Below are 13794 nucleotides of genomic sequence, written 5' to 3' on the forward strand. Positions count from 1 at the left end.
TGAAGGCGGTGGCGCTGAGCTTCCTGATCGGCGCCAGCGTGCTGTTCCTCGCCTGCCGGTGGGCCCAGGCCCACGCCCACCTCGGCGCCTGGGTCGGTTACGTCGGAGCCGCCTCCGAGGCCGGGATGGTGGGCGCGCTGGCCGACTGGTTCGCGGTGACGGCGCTGTTCCGGCATCCGCTGGGCATTCCTATCCCGCACACCGCGATCATCAAGCGCAAGAAGGATCAGCTCGGCGAGGGCCTGGGCACCTTCGTCCGGGAGAACTTCCTGTCGGCGCCGGTGGTGGAGACCAAGCTGCGAGACGCCCAGGTGCCCGGACGGCTCGGCAAGTGGCTGTCGGAGACCGCGCACGCCCAGCGGGTGGCCGCCGAGACCGCGACGGTGCTGCGGGTGCTGGTCGAGCTGCTCCGTGACGACGACGTCCAGCAGGTGATCGACCGCATGATCGTGCGCCGCATCGCCGAGCCGCAGTGGGGACCGCCGGTCGGACGGGTATTGGCGACCCTGCTGGCCGAGAATCGGCAGGAGGCGTTGATCCAGTTGCTGGCCGACCGCGCCTTCCAGTGGTCGCTGAACGCCGGTGAGGTCATCCAACGGGTGGTCGAGCGCGACTCCCCGACGTGGTCGCCGCGCTTCGTCGACCACCTGGTCGGCGACCGCATTCACCGTGAGCTGATGGACTTCACCGACAAGGTGCGTCGGAATCCGGATCACGAGCTGCGCCGGTCGGCCACCCGGTTCTTGTTCGAATTCGCCGACGACCTGCAAAACGACGCGGAGACCATCGCGCGCGCGGACGCGATCAAGGAACAGCTGATGGCGCGCGACGAGATCGCCAACGCCGCCGCGACCGCCTGGAAGACGCTGAAACGGCTGGTGCTCGAGGGCGTGGATGACCCGTCCAGCACGCTGCGGACCCGCATCAGTGACACGGTGGTCCGCATCGGGGAGTCACTGCGCGATGACGCCGACCTGCGCGACAAGGTGGACAACTGGATCGTGCGCGCGGCCCAGCACCTGGTTTCGCAATACGGGGTGGAGATCACCGCGATCATCACCGACACCATCGAGCGCTGGGACGCCGAGGAGGCCAGCCGGCGCATCGAGCTGCACGTGGGCCGTGACCTGCAGTTCATCCGGATCAACGGCACCGTGGTGGGCTCGTTGGCGGGGCTGGTCATCTACGCCGTGGCGCAGCTACTTTTCTAGTAGTGCTAACAAGTGCTTGCAATAGCAAGCACTTGTAGTAGTCTGTGGGCGTCACGGTCGATCGTCCGAGCCAGGAGCACGCAATGGCGCCCGAGGAGAAGCTCTCCGCCAAGGTGTCCAACGCCGCCTCCGACATGGCATCGGACATCGGTAGTTTCATCCGGAGCCAGCGCGAACTCGCGCAGGTCTCGGTGCGCCAACTCGCCGAAAAGTCCGGCGTCAGCAATCCCTACCTGAGCCAGGTGGAGCGTGGATTGCGCAAGCCTTCGGCCGACGTGCTCAACCAGATCGCGAAGGCGCTGCGGGTCTCCGCCGAGGTGCTCTACGTGCGGGCCGGGATCCTCGAGCCCAGCGACAAGAATCAGGTGCGCGACGCCATCATCACCGATACCGCGATCACCGAGCGGCAAAAGCAGGTTCTGCTCGACATCTACACATCGTTCACCCACCAAAACGAATCCAGCGAACCAACCAGCGAGGAGTGTCCGACCGAACCCAACGGCTAGCGGGTGGCGACGTATTAACCACCCACCGCCCGGGTTACCCAGAAGCGAGGATCCGGCAGTCGCCGGCGGAGAAACGGGCGCGCCTGGCTCCCACAACAACACCGAAGAAACCCAAGAACGCCGATAACGGAAAACCATGAAAGGAAAAACCATGGCGGACAACACGAATATCGAGGACTTGCGAGCTCCGCTGCTGGCGGCCCTCGGCGCGGCAGACCTGGCTCTGGCGACGGTCAACGAATTGATCGCCAACCTGCGTGACCGCGCAGAAGAGACCCGCGCGGACACCCGCAGCCGGGTTGAGGAGAGCCGCGCTCGCCTGACCAAGTTGCAGGAGGACCTGCCCGAGCAGCTCGGCGAGCTCCGCGAGCGGTTCACCAGCGAGGAACTGCGCAAGGCGGCCGAGGGCTACCTGGACGCGGCGACCAACCGGTACAACGAGCTGGTCGAGCGGGGCGAGGCCGCCCTGCAGCGGCTGCGCAGCCAGACCGGTCTGGACGACGCCTCCGCCCGCGCCGAGGGCTACGTGGACCAGGCCGTCGAGCTGACGCAGGAGGCGCTGGGCACCGTCGCATCGCAGACCCGCGCCGTCGGTGAGCGCGCGGCCAAGCTGGTCGGCATCGAGCTGCCCAAGAAGTCCGACGAGACCGCCCAGAAGGCGCAGAAGGCCGTCGCGAAGAAGGCGCCCGCCAAGAAGGCTCCGGCCAAGAAGGCTCCGGCCAAGAAGGCCGCCGCCAAGAAGGTCACCCAGAAGTAAGTCGAGCGGTCGACTCGGAGTTGTCCTTCGGGCAACTCTGAGTCGACGATTCCGATGGCGCCCGCATACGCTTAAGGCGTGAGCCACCTCGTGGGTACCGTCATGCTGGTCTTGCAGATCGCCGTCTTGGTCACGGCGGTATATGCGTTCGTGCACGCCGCGTTGCAGCGGCCCGATGCATACACCGCCGCCGACAAGCTGACCAAGCCGGTGTGGCTGGTGATCCTCGGTGGGGCTGTCGCGCTGACATCCATCCTGAGTTTTGTTTTCGGGGTACTCGGGATGGCCATCGCCGCGTGTGCGGCGGGCGTGTATCTGGTCGACGTGCGGCCGAAGCTGCTGGAAATTCAAGGTAAGTCGCGCTAGCGGGATGAAAGCCCTGCTGGCGATGCCGGCGGCGGTGCTTGTCGCGCTGTGGGGCCCGGCGGGTGCCGTCGCTGCGGACCCGGTCACGGTGTCGCCGCCGTTCATCGACCACACCGAGTGGGGGCAGTGGCACGGCCTGAGTAGCCTGCGGGTCTTCCCCACGCCGTCTGGCCGGCAGGCCGCCAGGCAGCAGCCCGGCGATTCGGCCCTCGCCGACGAGGCGTGGGGCGAGGTGCTGGCGCTGTCGCCGAATGCCGACACCCCCGGAATGCGCGCGCAGTTCATCTGTCACTGGCAGTTCGCCGAGGTGGCGGAGCCCGGTAAGACCAGCTGGAACCTGGAGCCGTGGCGGCCCGTCGTCGACGACGCCGAAATGGCGGCCTCCGGGTGCAACCCGGGCGCACCCGAAGAAAGGTTCTAGTGGCGAGCAAACCCACCCGGGCGCAGTTGGCGGCGATGGTCGACCACACCCTGCTCAAGCCCGAGGCCACGGAGGCGGACGTGGCCGCCCTGGTCGTCGAGGCCGCCGAATTGGGCGTCTACGCCGTGTGCGTCTCGCCGTCGATGGTGCCCGTCGCCGTGCGAGCCGGGGGAGGCGTACCCGTGGCCAGCGTGGCGGGTTTCCCGTCGGGCAAGCACACCTCGGCGGTCAAGGCGCACGAGGCCGAACAGGCCGTGGCATCGGGCGCCGCCGAGGTCGACATGGTCATCGACATCGGCGCCGCGCTGGCCGGCAACATCGGCGCCGTACGGGCCGACATCGCGGCCGTGCGCGCCGCCGTCCCCGGCGCCGTGCTCAAGGTGATCGTGGAGTCGGCGGTGCTGTTCTCCGGGACGGACGAGGACACGCTGATCCAGGTGTGCCGCGCGGCCGAGGATGCCGGCGCCGACTTCGTCAAGACCTCGACCGGGTTCCATCCCGCGGGCGGCGCCTCGGTTCGGGCGGTCGCCGTGATGAGCCAGACCGTCGGCGGCCGGCTGGGCGTGAAGGCCAGCGGCGGCATCCGCGACGCCGCCGCGGCACTGGCGATGCTGGACGCGGGCGCCACCCGGCTCGGCCTGTCCGGCACCCGGGCGGTGCTCGACGGGCTTGGCTGAATGGTCCGGCGCTCCCCCGCAAGCGGGCGGTACCCCTACAACACGCCGTACCGGCGCGCATCGTTGCCGGACGGCCTAGACCCTCAGAGGTTGGCGAAGCAGGGGTCGTTGTTGTTGCCGGTGGGGATGCTGGCGTTCTGCGTCGAGAAGTGACTGGTCACACCGGTCGGGGTGACCTGGACGCTGTCTGCGTGGATGCCCAGCGGGTAGTTCTTGGTGAACTGCGACGTGAAGTCGTCCAGCGTCGACTGCACCGACTCCTTGGGCATGGTGAACCCGAGCGCGTTGAAGCTCACGATCTGCAGCTGCAGGCCAGTGCCCGACACCACCGGCTTGGTGGTGAGGTTGTCCAGCATGCCCTTCAGCTCGATGGTGCCGTCGTTGGGATGCGTCGTCACCGTATTGGTCACGAACGGGCCGAGCACCGGAATCGCGTTCTGGACGGATTCCTTGATCCCGTCCGACGTCCACGTGACGTTCGCGTCGAGCGACCCGATGGTGCCCTTGGAGTCCGCGGTGTTCTTGAGCTGGACGTTGCGGATGTTGATGTCGATCTTCATGCCCTTGGCGTCGCGGACCTGATTGCCCGCCGTCGTCACCGAGATGTTGGTGTAGTGCTTGGTGAGCTGCTGCCACAGCATCAGCGGTGCCACCCCGAACGACGCGGTGGCCTGGTCCTTGACCTCGCACGCCACCGCCTCGGCGACCTTGCTGTTGGCGACGTGGCGGACGTATAACTCGGCGCCGACCAGCCCGGCGATCACCAGGCAGACCACGATGATGCAGACCAGCACGACCGACAGCGGGTCGCGCAGGAAGCGGCGCTTCCTCTTCCCCGGCGTGGTGTCCCCACCGGGCGTGGCCAGCTTCTCCGTCGGGCCCGCGGGCGGGGTCGGTGGCGGAGGCGGCGGGTAATCGGGCCGCTGCATGTTCGGCGGGGGCGTACCGAGCCGCTCGGTCTGACCCGGCAGCGGACCGGCGGCCGGCGGCGGCGGCGCGGCGGGGCCGCCGGTGTTGATCCGCTCGGTCGGGCGCTCGGTGGGGGGCTGGCCGAAGTGGCCCTGGTTGCCGGGACGGCCCCACGTCGACGGGTCGTTAGGTGGTCCTTGTGGGTTCGTCACCCGACCGATTCTGCCCTATCCAGCTGAGCGAAATCTGAGTGGTTGCGCAGCACCGCGATGCTCTCGCGGGCCTTCGCCACCCGCTCGACGTCGATGTCGGCGACCACCAACTCCGGCCCGGAGCCGGCCGACGCGACGACTTCGCCGAACGGGGAGGCCACCAGGCTGCCGCCCACCCCCGTGGGCGCGCCCGAATCGGTCAGCGGGGCGCCCGGGTCGGCCTGGCCGGCGGCCGCGACGTACGTCATCGAGTCCAGCGCGCGCGCCCGCGCCAGCAACGTCCACTGGTCGAGCTTGCCCGGGCCCGCGCCCCAGGACGCGCTTACGACGATCAGCTGGGCGCCCCGGCGGGCCAGCTCGATGTACAGCGCCGGGAAGCGGATGTCGTAACAGACGCTCAACCCCACCCGGACGCCGGCGACCGTGATCACCACCGGCTCGCGCCCGGGCGCGACGGTGCGCGACTCGGTGAACCCGAACGCGTCGTAAAGGTGGATTTTGTCGTAGTGGGTGTCGGGCTCGTTGGGGCTGCCGGGTCCGGCCGCGATCAACGTGTTCTTCACCCGGCCGTCCCCGGCCGGGGTGAACATGCCGGCGATCACCGTGATCGCGCAGTCGGTCGCGGTGCGCCGCACACCCGTCGCCCACGGGCCTTCGAGCGGCTCGGCGACCGGCGCCAACGGAACACCGAACCGGCACATGGTCGCCTCCGGGAACACCACCAGGTCCGCGCCCGCGTCGGCGGCCCGTCCGCTGTACTCGCGCACCAGCTGGAGGTTCTCGTCCGGATCGGTGCCGCTGGAGATCTGCGCCAACGCGATTCGCATGGGCGCCAGCTTAGGCCCGGGAGGTCACGCCATTCCGGCGATCCACTCGGTGGTGAACCGTTGTTCGGCGGCCACCAGCTCGGCCAGTCGGGTGCCGATGATGTTCTCCAGCTTGCCGCCGATGATCGGGACGCGTACCTGGACGGTGGCCCGGAAGCTCAGCCGCGCGCCGCCGGTCTCCAGGATCGGCGACAGCGTGGCGGTGCCCGTGAGCTGCACAGGGGCGTCGAGTATCGCGCCGACCACGGAGCCCCGCGCCGCGCCGTCGGCGACCGGTCCCCAGGTCTCCTCGCGGCGGATGCGCAGATCGCCGCTGTGCAATTGCGTGACCATCCCCGGCAGATTGTGGCTGTGGATGACCTGGATGGTCACCACCTCGACGGTGTCGTCGTCCCCGGTGTCGCCGCCGACCCGCATCGACTCCAGCGTGGCCAGGTCGACACCGGATCCGGCCAGCCGTGCCCGCCAATAGGTCTCGTCGGTGAAGGCCCGGTGCACCTCTTCAACGCTGCCGTCGTAGTCGGCCGACAAGTCGAATGAACGCGGCATAGCAGGTGAGGCTACCGTTACGGGCCATGAAATCCAGCGATGCCGGTTCGACATTCGCCGGCGCGCATGTCGCCGAGGCGGTGTCGCTCGCGCCGCTGACGACGTTGCGGATCGGGCCGGTGGCGCGCCGCCTGATCACCTGCACCAGCACCCGGCAGGTGCTCGACGTGGTGCGGGGGCTGGACGCCGAAAGCCATGCGGGAGAACGTGGCCCGGTGCTGGTGTTCGCCGGCGGCTCCAACCTGGTGATCGCCGACACCCTGACCGACCTCACCGCGGTGCGGCTGGCCAACCGCGGCATCGCCGTCGACGGCAACCTGGTTCGCGCGGAGGCCGGTGCGGTCTGGGACGACGTCGTGGTCAGCGCCATCGAGCACGGTCTGGGTGGCCTGGAATGCCTGTCCGGGATCCCCGGTTCGGCCGGGGCGACCCCGGTGCAGAACGTCGGGGCATACGGCGCCGAGGTCTCCGACACCCTCACCCGGGTGCGGATACTGGATCGCGGTAGCGGGGAGGTCCGCTGGGTGCCCGGCGCCGAGCTCGGCTTCGGCTACCGCACCAGCGTTTTCAAGCGGGCCGCTCACTCCGCGTTCGAAATGCCTTGGCTGGTACTGGAAGTCGAGTTCGCGCTGGACGCCTCGGGCCGCAGTGCGCCGCTGCGCTACGGCGAAGTCGCGGCCGCACTGGGCGTCGCCGGCGGTGAGCGTGCCGACCCCCGGGCGGTCCGGCGGGCGGTGCTCACGCTGCGCGGCCGCAAGGGCATGGTGCTCGACCCGGGCGATCACGACACCTGGAGCGTGGGCTCGTTCTTCACCAACCCGGTGGTCGCGCCCGAGGCGTACGAGCGGCTGGCCCGCAGCGTGGACGGGCCGGTCCCGCACTACCCGGCACCGGACGGCGTCAAGCTGGCCGCCGGATGGCTGGTGGAGCGGGCCGGCTTCGCCAAGGGCTATCCCGACGACCCGGCGGCCCGGTGCCGGTTGTCCACCAAGCATGCGCTGGCGCTGACCAACCGCGGCGGCGCCACCACCGAGGACGTGATCGCACTGGCCCGCACCGTCCGCGACGGAGTTCACGATGTGTTTGGTGTCACACTGAAACCCGAGCCTGTCCTGCTCGGCTGCAGGCTGTAGCTCGGAATCCTTCGCACGACCGCCCCGACCCCGATTTGTCGCGGCGGAGATGATGGATTTTGCCCGGTATCTTTGACTTTCGTGAGCACGTCACAGACCCCGCCGCCGATCAACCGGCGCGTGGCCTTGGCGACCCTCGGACTGGGAGTCTTCGCCCCGAGCCTATTGGCCGCGTGCAGCGGCACCACGGCCAAGCAGGCCGAGAAGAAGGAGCAGCCCGCGCCGCAGCTGAGGTTCCAGCCGGCCGACGCGACCGAGAACGTGGTGCCGATCGCTCCGATCAGCGTCCAGATCAGCGACGGCTGGTTCCAGCACGTGGCGCTGACGAATTCCGCGGGCAAGGCCGTGGCGGGCAAGTTCAACTCCGACCGCACGGTGTACTCGGTCACCGAGCCGCTGGGCTACGACTCGACCTACACCTGGAGCGGGTCGGCGGTCGGGCACGACGGCAAGGCCATCCCGGTCGCGGGCAAGTTCACCACGGTGTCGCCCAGCAAGAAGATCAGCGGGGCGTTCCAGCTGGCCGACGGGCAGACGGTGGGGGTGGCGGCGCCGATCATCATCCAGTTCGACGCGCCGATCACCGACAAGGCCGCCGTGGAGAAGGCGCTGACCGTCACCACGAATCCGCCCGTCGAGGGCAGCTGGGCCTGGCTGCCCGACGAGGCGGCGGGCGCGCGGGTGCACTACCGCACCCGCGAGTACTACCCCGCGGGCACCACCGTCAACGTCGACGCCAAGCTCTACGGTGTGCCGTTCGGCGGCGGCGCGTACGGCGCCGACGACATCTCGCTGAACATCAACATCGGCCGGCGGCAGGTGGTGAAGGCCGAGGTCTCCTCGCACCGCATCCAGGTCGTCACCGACGCGGGCGTCATCATGGACTTCCCCTGCAGCTACGGCGAGGCCGACAAGGCGCGCAACGTCACCCGCAACGGCATCCACGTCGTCACCGAGAAGTACTCGGACTTCTACATGTCCAACCCGGCCGCCGGCTACACCAACGCCCACGAGCGTTGGGCGGTGCGGATTTCCAATAACGGCGAATTCATCCACGCCAACCCGTCCAGCGCGGGCGCGCAGGGCAACAGCAACGTCACCAACGGCTGCATCAACCTGTCGACCGGCGACGCGGAGCAGTACTACCAGTCGGCGATGTACGGCGACCCGGTGGAGGTGACCGGAAGCTCGATCCAGCTGTCCTACTCCGACGGTGACATCTGGGACTGGGCGGTCGACTGGGACACCTGGGTGGCGATGTCGGCGCTGCCGCCGCCCACCACGCGTCCGCCGTCGACGCAGATCCCGGTCACCGCGCCGGTCACGCCGTCGACCGCTCCGAGCCTGTCCGGCACACCGACGACCACGACCACGAGCACTAGCCCCGGCGGTTAAAGCGGGTGGCCGACGCCTGATCGCGCGGCTTCAGGACGATCAGGTCGAGGTCGACGTGGGGCGGCCGGGAGGCCACGAAGCCGATCACCTCGGCGACGTCCTCGGCGACCAGCGGGGTGATCCCGGTGTACACGGCGTCGGCGCGCTGTTGATCGCCGTCGAAGCGAACCAGCGAAAACTCGGTCTCGACGGCACCCGGTGCGATCTCGGTCAGCCGCACCGGCTTGCCCAGCAGCTCCCCGCGCAGCGTGCGGTGCAGCGCTCCCTGGCCGTGTTTGGCCGCGGTATACCCGGCGCCGCCGTCGTAAACCTCAAGTGCGGCAACGGAAGTCACCGTGACGATCAGGCCGTCGCCGGAATCGATGAGCTTGGGCAGCAGCGCGCGGGTGACCCGCAGCGTGCCCATCACGTTGGTCTCCCACATCCACCGCCAATGCTCGAGATCGGCGTCGATAACCGGTGCGAGCCCGCGGGCCCCGCCCGCGTTGTTGACCAGCACGTCGACCCGGGCCAGCTCGTCGGCCAGCGAAGCGACCGAGGCGTCGTCTGTGACGTCGGCCACAATCGCCGTCCCGCCGATCTCCCTGGCCAGGGCGTTGATCCGGGCCGCCCGCCGCGCCACCGCGACCACGTGAAAGCCCTGCGCAGCAAGGGTGTGGGCCGTCGCCTCCCCGATCCCGGAACTGGCGCCCGTGACCACCGCGACCCGCTCATTCCTGACATTTCCAACCATCGAAACAACCTTAGTGAACGTGCTAAATTTTCGGAGTGCACCTCAGCGCCATGTCCAGCACCACCACCGCGTGTCTTTGCGCGGCGGGTGCGTGTTGTTGTCGCGCACTTTGCCGCTCCTGATTTTCAGGTGTGGCCAGTGACGGCCAACAAAAATCGGACAAAGGACGCTCGTGCGCTCGAATACCCTCACCCAGCCTCATCATTCGCCCAACCGTGCCGGCATCAAAGGGCACCGGACGGTACGCCGTCAGATCCTGCCGCCGGCACTGCACATCCCCGACTCCGCGGCCGCCTCGGTGTTCCGGGCCGTCCGGCTGCGCGGTCCCGTCGGGCGTGACGTCATCGCCGGCGTCACCTCGCTGAGCATCGCGACGGTCAACCGCCAAGTCATCGCACTGCTCGACGCCGGTTTGCTGCGGGAACGCGCCGACCTGGCCGTCTCCGGCGCGATCGGCCGCCCCCGCGTGCCGGTCGAGGTCAACCACGAGCCGTTCGTGACGCTGGGCATCCACATCGGCGCGCGGACCACCAGCATCGTGGCCACCGACCTGTTCGGTCGCACGCTCGACACCGTCGAGACACCCACACCGCTCAGCCCCGCCGGGCCCGCGCTGGCGTCGCTGGCCGACAGCGCCGCCCGCTACCTGCGGCGTTGGCATCGGCGCCGCCCGCTCTGGGTCGGCGTCGCGATCGGCGGCACCGTCGACAGCGCCACCGGCCACGTCGACCACCCACGGCTGGGCTGGCGGCAGGCGCCGGTCGGCCCGGTCCTGGCCGACGCGCTGGGCCTGCCCGTCTCGGTGGCCTCGCACGTCGACGCCATGGCCGGCGCGGAGCTCCTGCTCGGCATGCGGCGATTCCTGCCCAGCTCGCCGACCAGTCTCTACGTCTACGCCCGCGAGACCGTGGGCTACGCGCTGGTGATCGGCGGACGGGTGCACTGCCCCGCCAGCGGACCCGGCACCATCGCCACCTTGCCCGCCCACTCGGAGCTGCTCGGGGGCGCCGGCCAGCTGGAGTCCACGGTCAGCGACGAGGCGGTGCTGGCCGCCGCGCGCCGGCTGCGGGTGCTGCCGTTCGCCCCCGCGGGCCGCGCCAACGCACCGGCCGCGGGCATCGCCGACCTGCTGCGGGTGGCCCGGGCCGGCAACGAACAGGCCAAAGAGCTGCTGAACGAGCGCGGCCGCGTGCTCGGGGAGGCGGTGGCGTTGCTGCGCGACATGCTGAACCCCGACGAACTGGTGGTTGGTGGCCAGGCCTTCACCGAGTACCCCGAGGCGATGGAGCACGTGGAGGCGGCGTTCGCCGAACGTTCGGTGTTGCCGCCGCGCGACATCCGCGTCACCGTCTTCGGCAACCGGGTGCAGGAGGCCGGCGCGGGCACCGTGTCGCTGGGCGGCCTGTACGCCGACCCGCTCGGCGCGATGCGGCGGGCCGGGGCGAGGCTGCGCGACGTCGCCGCGGACGAGCCGTCCGCTTAGGGCGAAGCCGACGTGGGGGTTGGGCTGGCCGGCCCGGCATCCTGTAAAGATGAGAGAGTGCGGCACGAAGACGTCTTCCGGCTGAAACCGCGCCGCGTCGCAGTGTTGGCGGTGCACACCTCACCGCTGGCCCAGCCGGGCACCGGCGACGCCGGGGGCATGAACGTCTACGTGCTGCAAACCGCGTTGCACCTGGCGCGGAGGGGCATCGAGGTGGAGATCTTCACCCGGGCCACCGCGTCCGCCGACCCGCCTGTCGCGCGGGTGGCGCCCGGTGTGCTGGTGCGCAACGTGGTCGCGGGGCCGTTCGAGGGCCTGGACAAATACGACCTGCCCACCCAGCTGTGCGCGTTCGCCGCCGGGGTGCTGCGCGCGGAGGCGTCGCACGAGCCGGGCTATTACGACATCGTGCACTCGCATTATTGGCTGTCCGGACAGGTCGGCTGGCTGGCCCGCGACCGCTGGGCGGTGCCGCTGGTGCACACCGCGCACACGCTGGCCGCGGTGAAGAACGCGGCGCTGGCGGCGGGGGATGCGCCCGAGCCGCCGCTGCGCACGGTCGGCGAGCAGCAGGTCGTCGACGAGGCGGACCGGCTGATCGTCAACACCGAAGACGAAGCCAGGCAATTGATTTCGATCCACCGCGCCGACCCGGCGCGCATCGACGTCGTCCACCCCGGGGTGGATCTCGAGGTGTTCCGCCCGGGTGACCGTCGGGCGGCGCGGGCCGCGCTGGGATTGCCCCTCGACGAGGACATCGTGGTGTTCGTGGGGCGGATCCAGCCGCTGAAGGCGCCCGACATCGTGTTGCGTGCCGCCGCGAAGTTGCCCGGCGTGCGCATCGTGGTGGCCGGCGGCCCGTCGGGCAGCGGCCTGGCGTCCCCGGACGGGCTGCGACGGCTGGCCGACGACCTGGGCATCGCGGCGCGGGTGACCTTCCTGCCCCCGCAGTCCCGCACCGACCTGGCCACCCTGTTCCAGGCCGCCAACCTGGTCGCGGTGCCGAGTTACTCGGAGTCCTTCGGTCTGGTGGCCGTCGAGGCGCAGGCGTGTGGCACGCCGGTGGTCGCCGCGGCGGTCGGGGGCCTGCCGGTGGCCGTGCGCGACGGGATCACCGGCACGCTGGTGGCCGGCCACGACGTCGACCGATGGGCGGACGCCCTGGACCGGATGCTGCGCCTGCGCGCGCCGCAGGCCGAGGCGATGAGCCGCGCGGCCGCCGCGCACGCGGCCACGTTCTCCTGGGAGAACACCACCGATGCGCTGCTGGCCAGCTATCGCCGGGCGATCAGCGGGTACACCGCCGAACGCCGGGGGGTGGGTGCGTGACCTCCACTGTGGAGCGCGTGATCGAGGACGCGCTGCAGGCCAGTGGTCTGACCTACTCCAAGCAGGAGGGGGCGCACGGCGGCCTCTCCGGGCTGGTGGTGGAGCTGCCCGGGGAGCGCAAACTCAAGACCAACACCATCTTGAGCGTCGGCGAGCATTCGGTGCGCGTCGAGGCGTTCGTGTGCCGCAAGCCCGACGAGAACCACGAGGGCGTTTACCGCTTCCTGCTCAAGCGGAACCGCCGTCTCTACGGGGTGGCCTACACGCTGGACAAGGTCGGCGACATCTACCTGGTGGGCCGCATGTCGCTGGCGTCGGTGGACGCCGACGAGATCGACCGGGTGCTCGGGCAGGTGCTCGAAGCGGTCGATTCGGACTTTAATACATTGCTGGAGTTGGGTTTTCGCTCGTCGATCCAGAAGGAATGGGAGTGGCGGGTATCCCGCGGCGAGTCGCTGAAGAACCTCGAGGCGTTCGCTCACCTGATCGACGAAGACGACGACGAATAGGGCCGTGAGAGACTTGCCGGCATGGGAGAGACTGCCACGCTGGTGCTGCTCCGCCACGGCGAGAGCGACTGGAATGCCCTGAACCTGTTCACCGGTTGGGTGGACGTGGGGCTGACCGAGAAGGGTCGGGCCGAGGCGGTGCGCAGCGGCGAGCTCCTCTCCGAGCAGGGCCTGCTGCCCGACGTCCTCTACACGTCGCTGCTGCGCCGCGCGATCACCACCGCGCACCTGGCGCTGGACGCCGCCGACCGGTTGTGGATCCCGGTGCGGCGCAGCTGGCGGCTCAACGAACGGCACTACGGCGCGCTGCAGGGCCTGAACAAAGCGGAGACCAAGGAGCGCTACGGCGAGGAGCAGTTCATGACCTGGCGGCGCAGCTACGGCACGCCGCCCCCGCCGATCGAGAGGGGCAGCCAGTTCAGCCAGGACACCGACCCGCGGTACGCCAACATCGGCGGCGGCCCGCTCACCGAATGCCTGGCCGACGTGGTGGTCCGCTTTCTGCCGTATTTCACCGACGTCATCGTCCCGGACCTGCGCAGTGGCAAGACGGTGTTGATCGTCGCGCACGGCAACTCACTGCGAGCCCTGGTCAAATACCTCGACGGGATGACCGACGACGACGTGGTGGGGCTGAACATTCCGACCGGGGTTCCGCTGCGTTATGACCTGGACGCCGACCTGCGGCCGGTGGTGCCGGGCGGTACCTACCTGGACCCGGAGGCGGCCGCAGCGGGCGCCGCGGCGGTTGCCAGCCAGGGGCGCGGCTGACTCCGG

At 69.7% G+C, this 13794-nt stretch carries 16 protein-coding genes; 12 read left to right on the forward strand and 4 right to left on the reverse strand.

Annotation, left to right across the window (positions count from 1 at the left end; translation table 11 throughout):
• From A5713_RS17070 to deoC, 6 genes are all read left to right on the forward strand, one after another.
• Positions 1-1211, forward strand: a 1211-nt coding sequence (locus A5713_RS17070) for a DUF445 domain-containing protein (RefSeq protein WP_068097422.1), incomplete at its 5' end; no start/stop codon positions are given.
• 83 nt (positions 1212-1294) lie between these two features.
• A complete protein-coding gene (locus A5713_RS17075; protein WP_067920758.1) occupies positions 1295-1717 on the forward strand; it encodes a helix-turn-helix transcriptional regulator in 423 nt (140 codons plus the stop codon).
• Between the two features lie 151 nt (positions 1718-1868).
• Complete coding sequence (locus tag A5713_RS17080) at positions 1869-2474, forward strand: heparin-binding hemagglutinin (RefSeq protein WP_067920789.1); 606 nt, start codon at positions 1869-1871, stop codon at positions 2472-2474.
• Between the two features lie 78 nt (positions 2475-2552).
• Positions 2553-2840 carry a DUF2516 family protein gene (locus A5713_RS17085; RefSeq protein ID WP_067920761.1) on the forward strand — a complete coding sequence of 96 codons (288 nt, stop codon included), beginning with the start codon at positions 2553-2555 and terminating at the stop codon, positions 2838-2840.
• Between the two features lie 4 nt (positions 2841-2844).
• A complete protein-coding gene (locus tag A5713_RS17090; RefSeq protein WP_068097425.1) occupies positions 2845-3261 on the forward strand; it encodes a DUF2599 domain-containing protein in 417 nt (138 codons plus the stop codon).
• Positions 3261-3938 (forward strand): deoxyribose-phosphate aldolase, encoded by a 678-nt coding sequence (gene deoC, locus A5713_RS17095; protein ID WP_082973005.1) that lies wholly within the window; start codon positions 3261-3263, stop codon positions 3936-3938. Before A5713_RS17090 ends, deoC begins: the two co-directional genes overlap by 1 nt.
• Positions 3939-4021: 83 nt before the next feature.
• Here deoC and A5713_RS17100 read toward each other — a convergent pair whose 3' ends face one another.
• Genes A5713_RS17100 through A5713_RS17110 form a run of 3 tightly spaced genes read right to left on the reverse strand, consistent with a single transcriptional unit; the run spans position 4022 to position 6435 of the window.
• Complete coding sequence (locus tag A5713_RS17100) at positions 4022-5059, reverse strand: DUF2993 domain-containing protein (protein WP_067920765.1); 1038 nt, start codon at positions 5057-5059, stop codon at positions 4022-4024.
• Positions 5056-5886, reverse strand: coding sequence for a carbon-nitrogen hydrolase family protein (locus tag A5713_RS17105; RefSeq protein ID WP_068097428.1), 831 nt, complete (start codon positions 5884-5886; stop codon positions 5056-5058). The genes A5713_RS17100 and A5713_RS17105 overlap by 4 nt, the downstream gene beginning before the upstream one ends.
• Before the next feature lie 24 nt (positions 5887-5910).
• Positions 5911-6435, reverse strand: coding sequence for a DUF2505 domain-containing protein (locus tag A5713_RS17110; RefSeq protein WP_067920769.1), 525 nt, complete (start codon positions 6433-6435; stop codon positions 5911-5913).
• A 26-nt stretch (positions 6436-6461) separates the two neighbouring features.
• Between A5713_RS17110 and A5713_RS17115 the strand changes: the two genes are divergently transcribed.
• The gene (locus A5713_RS17115; RefSeq protein ID WP_068097431.1) at positions 6462-7568 is read left to right on the forward strand and encodes a UDP-N-acetylmuramate dehydrogenase; all 1107 of its coding nucleotides are present in this window, start codon (positions 6462-6464) and stop codon (positions 7566-7568) included.
• A 33-nt stretch (positions 7569-7601) separates the two neighbouring features.
• Positions 7602-8963, forward strand: coding sequence for an Ig-like domain-containing protein (locus A5713_RS17120; RefSeq protein ID WP_231980478.1), 1362 nt, complete (start codon positions 7602-7604; stop codon positions 8961-8963).
• On the opposite strand, the gene A5713_RS17125 is transcribed toward A5713_RS17120, so the two are convergent.
• The gene (locus A5713_RS17125) at positions 8947-9696 is read right to left on the reverse strand and encodes an SDR family oxidoreductase (protein WP_068097437.1); all 750 of its coding nucleotides are present in this window, start codon (positions 9694-9696) and stop codon (positions 8947-8949) included. The two genes, A5713_RS17120 and A5713_RS17125, sit on opposite strands and share 17 nt — an antisense overlap.
• Positions 9697-9919: 223 nt before the next feature.
• On the opposite strand from A5713_RS17125, the gene A5713_RS17130 reads away from it, so the two are divergent.
• The 4 genes from A5713_RS17130 to A5713_RS17145 are packed head-to-tail and all read left to right on the forward strand — an operon-like array spanning position 9920 to position 13788.
• Positions 9920-11179: an ROK family protein gene (locus A5713_RS17130; RefSeq protein ID WP_197509153.1), complete on the forward strand. Its 1260-nt coding sequence runs from the start codon at positions 9920-9922 to the stop codon at positions 11177-11179.
• 24 nt (positions 11180-11203) lie between these two features.
• Positions 11204-12508 carry a D-inositol-3-phosphate glycosyltransferase gene (mshA, locus tag A5713_RS17135; protein ID WP_369804492.1) on the forward strand — a complete coding sequence of 435 codons (1305 nt, stop codon included), beginning with the start codon at positions 11204-11206 and terminating at the stop codon, positions 12506-12508.
• Positions 12505-13017 (forward strand): YbjN domain-containing protein, encoded by a 513-nt coding sequence (locus A5713_RS17140; RefSeq protein WP_067920781.1) that lies wholly within the window; start codon positions 12505-12507, stop codon positions 13015-13017. Before mshA ends, A5713_RS17140 begins: the two co-directional genes overlap by 4 nt.
• 21 nt (positions 13018-13038) lie before the next feature.
• The gene (locus tag A5713_RS17145) at positions 13039-13788 is read left to right on the forward strand and encodes a phosphoglyceromutase (RefSeq protein ID WP_067920783.1); all 750 of its coding nucleotides are present in this window, start codon (positions 13039-13041) and stop codon (positions 13786-13788) included.
• Positions 13789-13794: the final 6 nt, after the last annotated feature.

The organism is Mycobacterium sp. E2497 (genome assembly GCF_001668695.1).
GTDB lineage: Bacteria > Actinomycetota > Actinomycetes > Mycobacteriales > Mycobacteriaceae > Mycobacterium.

Bases quoted from the DNA above. Each gene is read 5' to 3' on its own strand.
- A5713_RS17125 (WP_068097437.1), bottom strand. From the start codon at position 9,696: ATGGTTGGAAATGTCAGGAATGAGCGGGTCGCGGTGGTCACGGGCGCC.
- A5713_RS17110 (WP_067920769.1), bottom strand. From the start codon at position 6,435: ATGCCGCGTTCATTCGACTTGTCGGCCGACTACGACGGCAGCGTTGAA.
- A5713_RS17090 (WP_068097425.1), top strand. From the start codon at position 2,845: ATGAAAGCCCTGCTGGCGATGCCGGCGGCGGTGCTTGTCGCGCTGTGG.
- A5713_RS17080 (WP_067920789.1), top strand. From the start codon at position 1,869: ATGGCGGACAACACGAATATCGAGGACTTGCGAGCTCCGCTGCTGGCG.
- A5713_RS17075 (WP_067920758.1), top strand. From the start codon at position 1,295: ATGGCGCCCGAGGAGAAGCTCTCCGCCAAGGTGTCCAACGCCGCCTCC.
- A5713_RS17115 (WP_068097431.1), top strand. From the start codon at position 6,462: ATGAAATCCAGCGATGCCGGTTCGACATTCGCCGGCGCGCATGTCGCC.
- A5713_RS17145 (WP_067920783.1), top strand. From the start codon at position 13,039: ATGGGAGAGACTGCCACGCTGGTGCTGCTCCGCCACGGCGAGAGCGAC.
- A5713_RS17105 (WP_068097428.1), bottom strand. From the start codon at position 5,886: ATGCGAATCGCGTTGGCGCAGATCTCCAGCGGCACCGATCCGGACGAG.